This is a genomic window from Rhodothalassium salexigens DSM 2132 (assembly GCF_004341375.1).
In the GTDB taxonomy this organism is placed as follows: domain Bacteria; phylum Pseudomonadota; class Alphaproteobacteria; order Sphingomonadales; family Rhodothalassiaceae; genus Rhodothalassium; species Rhodothalassium salexigens.
Genome location: NZ_SLXO01000009.1, coordinates 53100 through 66248, shown reverse-complemented (window position 1 = coordinate 66248; position 13149 = coordinate 53100). Strand labels below are relative to the sequence as shown.

Below are 13149 nucleotides of genomic sequence, written 5' to 3'. Positions count from 1 at the left end.
CCCATGGCCCGCGCCGAGCCCAAGCCGATCAACCTGGCGCTCCAGGGCGGGGGCGCGCACGGCGCCTTCACCTGGGGGGTGATCGACCGGCTGCTCGAAGACGGGCGGCTGGCGTTCGAGGGCATCTCGGGCACCTCGGCGGGTGCCATGAACGCGGCGGTCTATGCCGATGGGGTGGTCAAGGGCGGGGCCGATGGCGCGCGCCAGGCGCTCGCCGACTTTTGGGCGGCGGTGGCGCGCGCGGGCCAGGCGAGCCCGATCCAGCGCAACCCGATCAACCTGTTGTTCGGCGATTGGAGCCTGGACAATTCGCCGAGCTATCTGTTCTTCGACCTGATGTCGCGGCTCGCTTCGCCCTATGAGGTCAACCCGCTGAACCTCAATCCGCTGCGCGACCTGCTTGAAGCCCAGGTGGATTTCGCGCGGGTGGAGAGTTGCTGGCAAACCCAGTTGTTCGTCTCGGCCACCAATGTGCACACCGGCCGGGTGCGGGTGTTCCGCAATCCTGAGATCAGCGCCGACACGGTGATGGCGTCGGCCTGTCTGCCGTTCATGTTCCAGGCGGTGGAGATCGACGGCGTGCCCTATTGGGACGGCGGCTATATGGGCAACCCGGCGCTGTTCCCGTTCTTCGACTGCTGCACCACCAGCGACGTGCTGCTGGTCCAGATCAACCCCATGGAGCGCGCCGAGACGCCCAAGACCGCGCGCGAGATCCTCAACCGGGTCAACGAGATCACCTTCAACGCCTCGCTCATGAAGGAGTTCCGCGCCATCGAGTTCGTGTCCCGCCTGATCGACCAGGGCCGGCTCGACGGCACCGATTACCGCCAGGTGCGCCTGCACCGCATCCAGGATGCCGAGGCGATCAAGTCCTTGTCGGCGTCGTCCAAGCTCAACGCCGAATGGGCGTTCCTGACCCGCCTGCGCGACCTCGGCCGCGACGCCGCCGGCCAGTGGCTCGACACCTGCTTCGACCGGGTCGGCGAACGCTCGACCGTGGATATCACCGATATGCTCTGAGCTGCGGGGCGGGTATTCAGCTCTCGCCACCGCCTAGTATGATAGTCGTCGGTTTGCGTCTCCCTCAGCCGTCGGTGCACAGCCGGCGCAGCGCCTCGGCGATGCGGGGGGCGTCGGGGGCCCAGGCGTCTTCGAGGCCGGGCGCGAACGGCACCGGGCCCGGCGCCGGGCAGATCAGGCAGGGCGGCGCCTGGAGCAGCGCAAAGGCGGTCTCGGCCAGCCGCCCGGCGACGATCTCGGCGGCGCAGCGGTCTTCGTCGGTGATCGCCAGCCGGCCGGTGCGCGCCAGCGAAGCGGTCAGCGTCCCCAGGTCGAGCGGGTTGAGCGTGCGCGGGTCGACCACCTCCACCTCGATGCCGTGACCGCTCAGCCGTTCGGCCGCGTCGAGCGCGGGGGCCACCTGGCCCGCGACCGCCAGCAGGGTGGCGTCGCGCCCGGCGCGCACCACCCGCGCCCGGCCCCAGGGCAGGGCGTCGCCGGCCAACGGGCCCGTGGTGTCGTACAGCCGCTTGTGCTCCAGCACCACCACCGGCTCGGCGCACGCGATCGCATGGGTGAGCAGCGCATAGGCGTCGGCGGGGGTGGCGGGCAGGGCCAGGCGGATCGCCGGCAGGCGCAGCAACGCGCCGTGCAGCGGCTGGCTGTGCTGGGCGCCCGAGCGGTCGCCGGCGCCGAACGCCGCACGGATCACCAGCGGCAGGTGGCCGGCCTGGCCCGGGGCGTCGCCGAACAGCGCGCCGGCCTGGGCGATGTGGTTGACCAGCGGGTCGGCGGCCACATGGGCGAAGTCGGCGAACATCAGGTCGACCACCGGCCGCAGCCCGGTGGCCGCAGCCCCGGCGGCCATGGACAGCATGGCGCTTTCGGCGATCGGGGTGTCGATGACCCGCTCGGCGCCGAAGCGGTCATAGAGCCCGGCGGTGACGCCGAAGGCGCCGCCGGTGCCGCCCTGGGCCGCCGCGCCGGCGCCGCCGGCCACGTCCTCGCCGATCACCACCACGCCGGCGTCGGCGGCCATGGCGTCGTCGAGCGCCCGGGTCAGGGCGGCGCGGTAGGTCACGGGCTCGGCCGACGGATCGGCGGGCGAGGCCCCCAGGGACGAATAACCTGCGGACGAACAAGCTGCGGACGAAGGCTCGGTGCGGTCGGTCATGGCGCGGCGGTCTTTCAGCGGCGGCGGTCAAGGATGGCGGTCAGGAGCCCGTCAGGGGGCAGCGGTCTGGGCCAGCAGCGTTCTGGGCCAGCGGTGGTCAGGGGCCGGCGGGCGGTGCCGCGCGCGCGGCGGCGAGGGCGGCGTCGACCGCGTCGGCCTGATCGGTTTCGATGGCGGCGAGCGTGGCGTCGTCGAGCCCGCCGCGCGCCTTGGCGCGAAACCGGGCGAGCGGGCAGGCCGCCGCGCGCAGCCGGGCGACCTCGTCGGCCCCGCGATAGGCTTGGGCGTCGAGGCTGAAGAAGCCTTCCAGGCGGCCGACCGCGGCTTCGATGAAGCTCGGGCCGAGGCCGAGGCGTGCGCGGTCGGCAGCGCGCGACACCGCCGACCAGACCAGATCGACCCGGCTGCCGTCGACGGTGTCGGCGGCGAGCCCGAAGCCCCGGGCGCGCGCGGCCAGGCTCTGACCGCCGCTGGCATAGGCGCTGGCGGTGGTCTGGGCGTAACCATTGTTCTCGACCAGGATGATCAGCGGCAGGGCCAGCGCCACCGCCATTACCATGGCCTCGAACACCGCCCCCTGGTTGGTCGCGCCGTCGCCGGTGAACGCCAGCGCGACGCCGCCGGTCTGGCGGGTCTTGGCGCTGAGGGCGGCGCCGGCGGCCAGCGGCACCGACGCGCCGACGATGGCGTTGGTTGCGAGCAGGCCGCGTTCCGGGTCCGACAGGTGCTTCGAGCCGCCGCGTCCGGCCACGAGCCCGGTCCGCCGGCCCATCAACTCGGCCATCAAGGCCGTGGGGTCGGTGCCGAGTGCCAGGGCGTGGCCGTGACCGCGGTGGGTCGAGGTGACCATGTCGCCGGGGGCGAGTGCCAGCGCAGCCCCCACCGCGGTTGCTTCCTGGCCGGTGGCCACATGGACCACGCCGGGGATGTCGCCGGCACGCCAGGCGTCCATGACCGCGTCTTCGAAGCGCCGGCAGCGCACCAGCCCGGCCCAGGCGGCGCGTGCGCACGCGTCGGTCCAGTCATTGGGGGCCGGGGTCTGGTCGCTGCCCGGGGTCGGCTGGGAGGTGGGCGCCGGCATTAATACTGCACCCGGCGGGTCAGACCGCCGTCGACGACCACATTGGTGCCGGTGGTATAGCAAGAGGCGGGGCTGGCCAGGAAGGCGATGGTGCGCGCGATCTCGGTCGGTCGGGCGAAGCGCTGGCCCAAGGGCACGCGCGCGGCGGTGGCTTGGAACTGGTCGGGCATTTGCTGGCGGACCTGATCCCACACCCCGCCCGGGCACAAGGTGACGCCGGGCGACACGCTGTTGACCCGGATGCCCTGGTCGGCCAGCGCCTGGGATTGGTTGGCGGCATAGTTGATCAGCGCCGCCTTCATGGAGTTATAGGCCTGGACGCCGCCGAAATCCTCGACCGCGGCGATGCTGGCCACCATCACCATGGCGCCGTTGTGCGACCGGGCCAGGTGCGGCAGGGCGGCCTCGGCGGTGCGCACGGCGCCCATCAGGTCGACCTCGAAATTGGTTCGCCAGCCGATCTCGTCGGTCATACCACCGCCGCCCGAGACGTTGATCACCACGATGTCGAGGCCGCCGAAACGCTCGGCGGCCCGGTCGATCCAGCGTTTGAGCGCCACGCCCGGGCGTGCCAGGTCCACGGTCTCGCCCATGGCTTGGACGCCCCGGGCCTCAAGCGCCTCGACGGTCTCGGCGACCGCGTCGGCGCGGCGCGCGCAGATTGCCACATCGGCGCCTTCCTCGGCCAACAAGTCGGCGGTGGCGCGGCCGATGCCGCGCGTGGCCCCGGTGACCGCAGCGCGCAGGCCGGAAAGTCCCAAATCCATCAAAGGTCTCCCGTCTTGACAAGGCCGTCGAACTGGCCACCTCTATCTAGGCCGTCCGGTGGCCCGTGTATTGCGTGCTGGTCTGGCGGCGTCGACCGTGCGATTGATGGATATGCCATGCTGGACAATGACACCACCGACGATTTCGCGGACCAAATGGTCCAGTGCCGAAACTGCGGGGTGCCGCCGATGATCCATGGGTCGCGTTTCCTCCTTCGTCCGCCGGGCGGCCATTCCATGGCCAAGGTGCATCAAGCACTCAAGCTGGCGGGATGTGTGGCCCGGTCCGGCCGTCGTCATCAAGAATTGGTGGTGGAGGTCGACGACCACCACCGCCTGGCCGACGCGCTGGTGGAAAGCCTCCACATGAACGAACTGGCCGACACCATGATCATGCCGGCCAAGGACGACGGCCCGGATCTGGATCAGCTTTGGTCGGTGATGCGGTTGAGCGACTACACCGCCAATGTGCGCGGGGCCTGGTTGGTCGATCTGGTGGAATCCGGGCGTCTGACCGCATTCATGCAGCCCATCGTCGACGCCACCCTGCGGCCCGTGGGCCATGAATGCTTGGTGCGCGGCCACGACACGGACGGCAACCTGATCCCGGCCGGGCGCATGTTCGAGGCGGCGTCGTCGCCGCGGCTGGCGGCCTATTTCGACCGCGCCGCCCGGCTGACCGCGGTGGCGCGCAGCAAGCGCCTGCCCACCGACCAGACCTGTTTCATCAATTTCCAGCCGAGCGTGCTCTACGACCCGGAAAACTGCCTGCGCACCACGGTCGCGGCGCTCAAGGAGTACGGCATCGACCCCGGCCGCGTGGTGTTCGAGGTGGTCGAGACCGACCATGTGTCCGACATGGCCCATCTGCGCCGCATCGTCGACTATTACCGCAATGCCGGTTTCCGGGTGGCGCTCGACGACTTCGGGTCGGGCTACAACAATCTGTCCCAGTTCGTTGGCCTGCGCCCCGATTTCATCAAGATCGACAAGGCGCTGGTCTTAAGCCTGAACAGCCACCCGATCGCCCGGCGTCTGGTGGAATTCCTGGTCGCCACGGCCCAGGACAATGGCATCAAGATCATCGCCGAGGGGGTCGAGGACGCGCAGACCTTCGACACGCTTAAAGCCATCGGCGTGGATTTCTACCAGGGCTTCTACTTCGCCCGCCCGGCGCCCGACCCGGTGACCAGCGTCACGCTGCAATAGGCCCGGCAGCGAGCCCGTTCGTCCGGGCCGGTTCGGGTCGGTCCAGGCCCCGGCCCTGGGGTCTTTCCGCCCCACGGGCGATCGCGGCGGACCATCGCGACAGTGCATCGGCACGGGGGGTGCCGGGGCGTGCCGGGCTCAGCGCCAAGCCACGGGACTGCCGACGGCCAGGTCAAGCGCCGTCGCCGCCGCGCCCTGGTTGACGGCGATTTCCGCCAGCCCGGCCGAATTTTCGTACCAGAAGGCCTGGCCCGGCGCCACGTCGGCGAAGGTGCGGGCACGCGCCAGATGCTGGTCGCCCAGTAGCGCTTGGGCGTGGCCGGGCAGGGTGGCGGCGCGCCGGCCGGTCATGGCGTTGCCATAGCGGTCCACATAGACCACGCGGTCGGCGTCGTCGGGCCAGTCGCGGCCGGGGCGCGCGTCGCCCGGCGCCGGTTCAAGCGCCACCGGCTGGCCGCTGGCCAGCCGCGCGGCGGCCGGGGCGAACAGGTCGCGGCCGTGGAAACTGGCCGACAGCCGCGCCGGCGCCTCGGCCAGCCGGCGCCAGCGCACGCTCCGGGCGCGGCGTGCCACGATCTCGAACAAGCCATTGTCGGGGCCTATGAAGCGGCGGTCGTCGGCCTCCAGCACCACCGCCGGCCGGGCACTGCCGACGCCGGGGTCGACGACGCCGCAGACCACCGCGTCGGGCGCCATGCGCTCGGTCAGCGCCGCCAGCAGATAGGCCGACGCGCACGGGTCGAACGCCGGCGCGTCGTGCATCAGATGGACCGGCACGACGCCGGGCGCGGCAGCCAGCGCGGCCGCCGTCATTTCGCCCACATAAGGGCCGTCATAGCCAAAGTCGGTGAACAAGAGCAGCATGGCCGTCCCCAAGCAGCCGTCCCCAAGCAGCCGGCGCCAAGGGTCGGCCAAGGGCGGGCCAAGCTCTGGCCCCGCGCGGGCCGGCACCTGTGTCGCGTCAGTCGCGCGCCGGCGGGTCGATGCCGTCGTCGGCCGACAGCGCGAACAGGGCATGATGGCGCGCCGGGCTGTAGAAGCGCAAGGCCCCGGCCAGGCCGCGCGCCGCCAGCCGGCTGGCCAGCGTCGCCGCCGGGACCGCGCCGGGGTCGGTGGCAGCACTGCCCCAACCGAGCCCGAGCGGGCCGCCGGTATAGGTGGGCACCGGCACCTCGTAGCGGCCGCTGAGTGCGAAGGCGCGCGCCAGCCGTTGGGCCTTGGCGCGGTGCACCGGGCCGTCCAGGAACGGCACCGCGTGCTGGGCGGCGAGGATGCCGTCGGCGCTCAACCGCCGGGCGGCGTCGGCATAGAAGGCGTCGGTGAACAAGACCCCGCCGGGGGCTTCGCTATGGGCGCCGTCGCCGGGGTCGGTGCTGTCGACCAGGATCGCGTCGAAGGTCTCGTCGCTGTGCGCCACATGGGCGATGCCGTCGCCGACGATCAGGTCGACCCGTTGGTCGTCGAACGCGCCCGCCGACAAGGCCGGCATGTGGGTGCGGCAGGCGTCGATCACCGCGCCGTCGATCTCGACCATCACCACGCGCTCGACCGGGTGCTTGAGCACCTCGCGCAGGGTGCCGCCGTCGCCGCCGCCGATGATCAGCACCCGGCGCGGTGTGGCCAGGCTGGTCAGCGGCACATGAACCAGCGCTTCGTGGTAGCGGTGTTCGTCGGCCTCGGTGGTCTGGACCACGCCGTCGAGCACCAGCACCCGGCCCCACAGCCGGTTTTCCAGCACCTGGATGTGCTGAAAGGCGCTTTGTTCGCGGTGGACGGTGCGGCTGATCTCGAAGAACTGACCCCAGTAGCGGTCGACGGTTTCGTGAAACCGGTCGCTCACGTGGTCACGCCGCGCTTGTGTTCGGCCAGCGTCACATGGGCCGGCTTGAGCCGTTCGCGCAGCACCTCGATGGCGCGCATGGGCTCGGTGCCGCCGCACATGAACACGTCAAGAGCGGCGAACCCGCGCTCGGGCCAGGTGTGGATCGAGATATGGCTCTCGGCCAACAGCGCGATGCCGGTGACGCCCTCATAGGGCGAGAAATGGTGCAGCTTGACGCCCAGCAGCGTGGCGCCGGCAGCCTCGGCCGCGTCGCGCATGGCCGCCTCGATGGCGTCGATGTCGTTGAGCTTCTCGGCGCCGAAGAAGTCGGCGATCAGATGATGGCCGGCATAGGCCAGGCCGCCCTCGACGATGAAATCGCCGCCGGGCGACGTAGCGTCCAGGCGCGGGGCATTGGGATCGACAGGCTCGGGCGAAGCGGTGGTCTTGGCGTCGAGAACAGTGACCGTATCGCCCGCGACGGCCAGTTGTTCGGTCTTGGAATAGCGCATTGCCTGCGACCTCCATCCACAAGGGCCCCAGCGGGGCCGCGCACCATGTGACTCTCCGGGTTAACCTCGGGTTGAGCCGCGTCATTTGGGCCATTTGGCCCGGCCGCGCAAGCCTTTTTTAGCGCCCTGCGGGAAAGTGTGACAGCTTTGTTGCAGCCGGGCAAAGCCCGTCGTGCGGTCGGGCAAAGCCGGTTCGCGCCAGCGCCGGTGCCCCAGGCCGGCCAGCCACCGGTGCTTGTCAGCCATCGCCAAGCGTGGCAGCGTTCGGCCCCATGAGCACCGATCCCTTTCATTTGGCCTTTCCCGTCGACGACTTAAAGGCGGCCGAAGGTTTCTATGCCGGGCTGTTGCAGTGCGCCGTGGGGCGCCGGTCGGACGCCTGGATCGATTTCGACTTTTTCGGCCATCAGATCACCGCGCATCTGAGCCCGGACGACTGCCGCGAGGCGGCCACCAACCCGGTGGACGGCGACCGGGTGCCGGTGCGCCACTTTGGCGTCGTGCTCGGCTGGGCGGCCTGGGAGGCTCTGGCCCGGCGGTTCGACGACGCCGGCGTCGCCTTCCTGCTCGACCCGCATGTGCGCTTCGAGGGCCAGGCCGGCGAGCAGGGCACCTTCTTCGTGCGCGACCCGGCGGGCAATGTGCTGGAGTTCAAGACCTTCCGCGACCGCGCCAGATTGTTCGACCCGGGGGCCGGCGATGATCACGCTTGACGGACAGACGGTGCTGGTCACCGGGGCGGCGGGCGGTATCGGCGCTGCGACCGCTGCGGTGTTGCTCGACGCCGGCGCCCATGTGGCGTTGCACTGGCACAGCGGCGCGGGCACGGCGGCCGAGCTGGCGGCGGCTTATCCGGACCGGGCGACGACCGTCCAGGCCGACCTGGGCCGCAAGGCGGCGGTCGCCGAGTTGTGGCGGGCGGCCGAGGACTGGGCGGCGGGCACGCCGGCGGGTGGGCTGACCGCGCTGGTCAACAACGCCGCCACCATGCCCTATTCGGCGCCCGAGGACCCTTATGAGGACTGGGACCGCGATTGGGACCGGGTCTGGGCGGTCAATGTGCGCGCGGTCGCGGACCTCAGCCGCCTGGCGGTGCTGGCGTTCAAGGCGCGCGGCGGCGGCCGGATCGTCAATGTGGCCAGCCGGGCGGCGTTTCGCGGCGACATGCCCGACGCCATGCACTATGCCGCCAGCAAGGGCGCGGTGGTGGCGCTGACCCGCTCGCTGGCCAAGGGCTATGCGCGCCAGGGCGTGCTCGCCTACACGGTGGCGCCCGGCTGGGTGCGCACCGAGCGGGTGGCGCCGCGCATCGACGACCCGGCCAACGCCCATATGCTCGACGAGGTGCCCATGGGCGACGCCGCGCCGCCGCGCGAGGTCGGCAATCTGATCGCGTTCCTGCTCAGCGGCCTGGCCACCCACGCCACCGGCGCCACGGTGGACATCAACGGCGCCAGCTACTTCCACTGAGCCCCGCCGGGCCCGGATTATACCGACCCGGCGGACCGGGCAGGCCCGGCAGGCTCAAGCGGGCCCGGCGGTCATTCGGCCGCCTTGGCCGCGTCGTCTGGTGCGTCGCCGGCGAGCCAGGGGCCGAGGGCTGAGAGCGCGCGGTCGGCGTGGGCGGCCTTGCGCTCCTTCTTCTTGACCCGTCCCTCGAACGGCGGGAACAGGCCGAAATTGACGTTCATGGGCTGGAAGGTCTCGGCGTCGGCGCCGCCGGTGATGTGGCCGAGGAGCGCGCCCAAGGCGGTGGTCGGCGGCGGCGCGGCGGGGGTGCGGCCGTGGCTCTCGGCGGCGGCGAAGCGCCCGGCGAGAAGGCCAATGGCCGCCGATTCGATATAGCCCTCGACGCCGGTGATCTGACCGGCGAAGCGCAACCGGGGCTGCGCCTTGAGCCGCAGGGCGCCGTCAAGCAGCTTGGGGCTGTTGATGAACGTGTTGCGGTGCAGACCGCCGAGCCGGGCGAAGCGCGCGTCTTGCAGCCCCGGGATCATGCGGAAGATGCGCTTTTGTTCGCCATAGGTGAGCTTGGTCTGGAAACCGACCATGTTGTAAAGCGTGCCAAGCTTGTTGTCCTGGCGCAGTTGCACCACCGCATAAGGCCGGCGTTCGGGGTCGTGGGGGTTGGTCAGCCCGACCGGCTTCATCGGCCCGTAGCGCAGCGTCTCGGGCCCGCGCTCGGCCATCACCTCGATCGGCATGCAGCCGTCGAAATAGGGCGTGTCGGCCTCCCACTGCTTGAACCGGGTCTTCTCGCCGGTCAGCAGCGCGTCGATGAACGCCTCGTACTGGGCGCGGTCCATGGCGCAGTTGATATAGTCGGCACCGTCGCCCTTGTCGTAGCGCGACTGGAACCAGGCCTGGCCCATGTCGATGCTGTCCTTGTGGACGATCGGCGCGATGGCGTCGAAGAAGGCCAGGCTGTCCTCGCCGGTCAGGTCGCGGATCGCCTCGGCGAGCCCGGGCGAGGTGAGCGGCCCGGTGGCGACGATCACGCTCGACCAGTCTTCGGGCGGCAGGTCGGCCACCTCGCCGCGCTCGACGGTGACCAGTGGGTGGTTGGACAGGGTCTCGGTCACATGGGCCGAGAAGGCGTCGCGATCCACCGCCAGCGCCGAGCCCGCCGGCACCTTGTGGGCATCGCCAGCGGCCAGGATCAACGAGCCGGCGCGGCGCATCTCTTCGTGCAGCAGGCCGACCGCGTTGGCGTGCACCACGTCCGAGCGGAACGAGTTGGAACAGACCAGTTCGGCCAGGCTGTCGGTATGGTGGGCGTCGGTGGGGCGGGTCGGGCGCATCTCGTGCAGCACCACGGGCACGCCGGCCTGGGCCACCTGCCAGGCGGCTTCGGAGCCCGCCAGGCCGCCGCCGACGATATGGATGGGCTGGTGGGTCATCGCTTGGCGCCTTTTCTGTTCGGACCGGGGAGGGGAAAGCTGCGCCCTACATGGCGCGGCCGGGCGCGCTTGAAAAGGGGCCAATGCGCGCGCCGCCCCTTGCGTCGCGTGGGTCTGTCGCCGCACACTCGGGTCAATGACACCGCGATGACGCGGGCACGACATCAGGGAGGTGTCGGCAACCGATGGGCGACGAAGTCGAGACCAGCGACTTCCGACGCGCGGATTTCCGGGCGTTCGAGAAGACTCTGCGCTTCGAGACCGACCTTTTGTATCGGTGGCTGAAAGCCGGCCGGGTGGCGCGCGACCGGATGCGCGTCGGCGCCGAGCTTGAAGCCTGGTTGGTCGATGCACAGGGCCGGCCGGCGGCGCGCAACAAGGCGTTTCTCGACGCCATGGACGACCCGCTGGTGGTGCCCGAGCTGTCCAAGTTCAATATCGAGTTCAACACCCCGCCGGCCGTGCTGGCGGGCCGGGTGCTAAGCCGCATGGAACGCGCGCTCGGCGAGAGTTGGGCGCGCGGTCGGCGGGTGGCGCGCGATCTGGGGCTCGACCTGGCGATGATCGGCATCCTGCCGACGGTGACCGCGCGCGACCTGTGCCCGCAGAACCTGTCGCGGATGACCCGCTATCGCGCGCTCAACGAACAGATTATGCGGCTGCGCCGGGACGTGCCGATCCACCTGGATATCGAGGGCGAGGACAGCCTGCACAGCGTGCACACCGACATCATGCTCGAAGCCGCGACAACCTCGTTCCAGATCCACCTTCAAGTGGCGCCGGGCAAGGACGCGCGCGCCTATAATGCGTCGAAGGTGGCGTCGGCGCCGATGGTGGCGGTGGCCGCGAATTCGCCGTTCCTGTTCGGCCGCTCGCTGTGGGCCGAGACGCGGATTCCGCTGTTCGAACAGGCGGTCTCGGTGGGTAAGTGGGACTATATGGAGCGGGTGACCTTCGGCATCCGCTATCTGGAAGAAGGCTTCTACGAGGTCTTCAAGGCGAACCGCCAGCGCTATCCGGTGATCCTGCCGATCCGCTTCGACGCGCCGCCCGAGCGGCTCAAGCATCTGCGCCTGCACAACGGCACCATCTGGCGCTGGACGCGCGCGCTGGTCGGCTTCGAGGACGACGACTTGCCCCATCTGCGGCTTGAACAGCGCGTGGTGCCGTCGGGGCCGACGGTGGTCGACTGCATCGCCAACGCCGCCTTCTATTACGGCCTCATGCACTATCTGGTCGAACGCGAGACCACGCTGGAGGACGATCTGCCCTTCTATGTGGCGCGCGACAATTTCTACAACGCCGCGCGCCACGGCCTCGACGCCAGCTTCGAATGGCGCGAGGAGGAGATCGCGCCGATCCACCGCTTCCTCGCCCACCGGTTCATCCCCATGGCCGAGGCCGGGCTCGCCATGCTCGGCATCGATGACGGCGACATCGCGCGCTATATCGGGATCATCCGCGGCCGGGTCGAAACCGGCCAGACCGGGGCGGTGTGGCAACGCGCCTATGTGGCCGCCCATGGCGCGTCCATGGCCGACCTGACGCTCGCCTATCTGCGGCGCCAGAACAGTGGAGTGCCGGTGCATGAGTGGTCGGTTTGACGCTCACGATCTGATCCAGTTGGACGCCCTGCCGCCGGGGTTTTTGGACGCCCCGGTTGCGGCCCTCGACGCGCTGCTCGGCCGGCCGACGCTGATCCATCTGCCCGGGCGGGCGGGCCAGACAGGGCAGGCAGGCCAGGCAGGTCGGGCGCCGCTGTTCGTCTCGACCCTGCTGCACGGCAACGAGCATACCGGCGTGCTGGCGGTGCAGCAGGTGTTGCGCCGCTACGATGTGGGTGGCGGGTCGGTCGCCCTGCCGCGGCCCTTGAGCCTGTTCATCGGCAATGTGGCCGCTGCCGCCCACAACCGCCGCCGGCTCGACGGCCAGCCCGACTTCAATCGGGTCTGGCCGGGGGCCGAGGGCGATGGCCCCGAACACCGGCTGATGGCGCGGGTGGTGGAGATCATGGCCGCGCGGCGGCCGTTCGCCAGCCTGGACATCCACAACACCACCGGGCGCAACCCGCATTATGGCTGCGTCAACCGGGTCGAGCCCGCGTTTCTGCATCTGGCGCGCCTGTTCAGCCGCACCCAGGTCTATTTCACCGAACCGCGCGGCGTGCAGTCGCTGGCGTTCGCGCCGCTGTGCCCGGCGGTGACCGTGGAGTGCGGGCGCTCGGGCGAGCCCGCCGGCGTCGCCCTGGCCGCCGACTGGGTCGACGCCGCGCTGCACCTGGACCATCTGCCCACCACCTGGCCCGCCCCGGCCGATGTGGACCTGTTCCACACCGTGGCCACGGTCAAGGTGCCGGCGGGTCTGTCCATGGCGATCGGGCCGGGCGAGGCGGATCTGGCGCTGCCGTTGACGCTGGAGACCTGGAACTTCGCCGATCTGGATGCCGGCACCGCGATCGCGCGCCAGGCGCCGCGCGGCGACGGGGCGATCTTGCTCGACGTCACCGACGAGACCGGCGCCGACTGCACGCGCGCCTATCTGGCCGCCGACGCCGGCGGCCTGATCACCCTGCGCCGACCGGTGGTGCCGGCCATGCTGACCAGCGACACCCGGATCATCGCCCAGGATTGCCTCGGCTATTTCATGGAGCGCTACCCGCTGCCCGGCTGAGCGGCGGCCCGG

The 13149-nt window shown here is 70.6% G+C and carries 13 protein-coding genes; 6 read left to right on the top strand and 7 right to left on the bottom strand.

The window, feature by feature from the left end:
• Positions 1-3: 3 nt before the first annotated feature.
• Positions 4-1023 (top strand): patatin-like phospholipase family protein, encoded by a 1020-nt coding sequence (locus EV659_RS11595; protein ID WP_132709055.1) that lies wholly within the window; start codon positions 4-6, stop codon positions 1021-1023.
• Between the two features lie 64 nt (positions 1024-1087).
• Here EV659_RS11595 and EV659_RS11590 read toward each other — a convergent pair whose 3' ends face one another.
• From EV659_RS11590 to EV659_RS11580, 3 genes are all read right to left on the bottom strand, one after another.
• The gene (locus EV659_RS11590; protein ID WP_132709054.1) at positions 1088-2176 is read right to left on the bottom strand and encodes an alpha-ketoacid dehydrogenase subunit beta; all 1089 of its coding nucleotides are present in this window, start codon (positions 2174-2176) and stop codon (positions 1088-1090) included.
• Positions 2177-2273: 97 nt separating this feature from the next.
• Positions 2274-3257: a thiamine pyrophosphate-dependent dehydrogenase E1 component subunit alpha gene (locus EV659_RS11585; RefSeq protein ID WP_132709053.1), complete on the bottom strand. Its 984-nt coding sequence runs from the start codon at positions 3255-3257 to the stop codon at positions 2274-2276.
• Positions 3257-4024 carry an SDR family NAD(P)-dependent oxidoreductase gene (locus EV659_RS11580; RefSeq protein ID WP_132709052.1) on the bottom strand — a complete coding sequence of 256 codons (768 nt, stop codon included), beginning with the start codon at positions 4022-4024 and terminating at the stop codon, positions 3257-3259. The genes EV659_RS11585 and EV659_RS11580 overlap by 1 nt, the downstream gene beginning before the upstream one ends.
• A gap of 117 nt (positions 4025-4141) precedes the next feature.
• On the opposite strand from EV659_RS11580, the gene EV659_RS11575 reads away from it, so the two are divergent.
• Positions 4142-5233 carry an EAL domain-containing protein gene (locus EV659_RS11575; protein WP_132709051.1) on the top strand — a complete coding sequence of 364 codons (1092 nt, stop codon included), beginning with the start codon at positions 4142-4144 and terminating at the stop codon, positions 5231-5233.
• Positions 5234-5371: 138 nt separating this feature from the next.
• Here the strand turns inward: EV659_RS11575 and EV659_RS11570 are convergent, their stop codons facing one another.
• From EV659_RS11570 to speD, 3 genes are all read right to left on the bottom strand, one after another.
• Positions 5372-6097, bottom strand: a complete 726-nt coding sequence (locus EV659_RS11570; RefSeq protein ID WP_132709050.1) for an SAM hydrolase/SAM-dependent halogenase family protein — start codon at positions 6095-6097, stop codon at positions 5372-5374.
• Positions 6098-6194: 97 nt separating this feature from the next.
• Positions 6195-7073: a polyamine aminopropyltransferase gene (gene speE, locus EV659_RS11565; RefSeq protein ID WP_132709049.1), complete on the bottom strand. Its 879-nt coding sequence runs from the start codon at positions 7071-7073 to the stop codon at positions 6195-6197.
• Positions 7070-7567 carry an adenosylmethionine decarboxylase gene (gene speD / locus EV659_RS11560; protein ID WP_132709048.1) on the bottom strand — a complete coding sequence of 166 codons (498 nt, stop codon included), beginning with the start codon at positions 7565-7567 and terminating at the stop codon, positions 7070-7072. Before speD ends, speE begins: the two co-directional genes overlap by 4 nt.
• Positions 7568-7839: 272 nt before the next feature.
• On the opposite strand from speD, the gene EV659_RS11555 reads away from it, so the two are divergent.
• Together EV659_RS11555 and EV659_RS11550 are read left to right on the top strand one after the other, a co-directional pair.
• Positions 7840-8280, top strand: coding sequence for a VOC family protein (locus EV659_RS11555; protein WP_132709047.1), 441 nt, complete (start codon positions 7840-7842; stop codon positions 8278-8280).
• Positions 8267-9037: an SDR family NAD(P)-dependent oxidoreductase gene (locus EV659_RS11550; RefSeq protein WP_132709046.1), complete on the top strand. Its 771-nt coding sequence runs from the start codon at positions 8267-8269 to the stop codon at positions 9035-9037. The genes EV659_RS11555 and EV659_RS11550 overlap by 14 nt, the downstream gene beginning before the upstream one ends.
• A 71-nt stretch (positions 9038-9108) precedes the next feature.
• Here the strand turns inward: EV659_RS11550 and trmFO are convergent, their stop codons facing one another.
• A complete protein-coding gene (trmFO, locus tag EV659_RS11545; protein ID WP_132709045.1) occupies positions 9109-10467 on the bottom strand; it encodes a methylenetetrahydrofolate--tRNA-(uracil(54)-C(5))-methyltransferase (FADH(2)-oxidizing) TrmFO in 1359 nt (452 codons plus the stop codon).
• A gap of 185 nt (positions 10468-10652) precedes the next feature.
• On the opposite strand from trmFO, the gene EV659_RS11540 reads away from it, so the two are divergent.
• Entirely contained in the window at positions 10653-12071 is a 1419-nt protein-coding gene (locus tag EV659_RS11540) for a glutamate-cysteine ligase family protein (protein WP_132709044.1), read from the top strand.
• Complete coding sequence (locus EV659_RS11535; RefSeq protein WP_132709043.1) at positions 12055-13137, top strand: M14 family metallopeptidase; 1083 nt, start codon at positions 12055-12057, stop codon at positions 13135-13137. The genes EV659_RS11540 and EV659_RS11535 overlap by 17 nt, the downstream gene beginning before the upstream one ends.
• Positions 13138-13149: the final 12 nt, after the last annotated feature.

Bases quoted from the DNA above. Each gene is read 5' to 3' on its own strand.
- EV659_RS11590 (WP_132709054.1), bottom strand. From the start codon at position 2,176: ATGACCGACCGCACCGAGCCTTCGTCCGCAGCTTGTTCGTCCGCAGGT.
- EV659_RS11585 (WP_132709053.1), bottom strand. From the start codon at position 3,257: ATGCCGGCGCCCACCTCCCAGCCGACCCCGGGCAGCGACCAGACCCCG.
- EV659_RS11570 (WP_132709050.1), bottom strand. From the start codon at position 6,097: ATGCTGCTCTTGTTCACCGACTTTGGCTATGACGGCCCTTATGTGGGC.
- EV659_RS11540 (WP_132709044.1), top strand. From the start codon at position 10,653: ATGGGCGACGAAGTCGAGACCAGCGACTTCCGACGCGCGGATTTCCGG.
- speD (WP_132709048.1), bottom strand. From the start codon at position 7,567: ATGCGCTATTCCAAGACCGAACAACTGGCCGTCGCGGGCGATACGGTC.
- EV659_RS11575 (WP_132709051.1), top strand. From the start codon at position 4,142: ATGCTGGACAATGACACCACCGACGATTTCGCGGACCAAATGGTCCAG.
- EV659_RS11595 (WP_132709055.1), top strand. From the start codon at position 4: ATGGCCCGCGCCGAGCCCAAGCCGATCAACCTGGCGCTCCAGGGCGGG.
- EV659_RS11535 (WP_132709043.1), top strand. From the start codon at position 12,055: ATGAGTGGTCGGTTTGACGCTCACGATCTGATCCAGTTGGACGCCCTG.
- trmFO (WP_132709045.1), bottom strand. From the start codon at position 10,467: ATGACCCACCAGCCCATCCATATCGTCGGCGGCGGCCTGGCGGGCTCC.
- EV659_RS11580 (WP_132709052.1), bottom strand. From the start codon at position 4,024: ATGGATTTGGGACTTTCCGGCCTGCGCGCTGCGGTCACCGGGGCCACG.
- EV659_RS11555 (WP_132709047.1), top strand. From the start codon at position 7,840: ATGAGCACCGATCCCTTTCATTTGGCCTTTCCCGTCGACGACTTAAAG.
- EV659_RS11550 (WP_132709046.1), top strand. From the start codon at position 8,267: ATGATCACGCTTGACGGACAGACGGTGCTGGTCACCGGGGCGGCGGGC.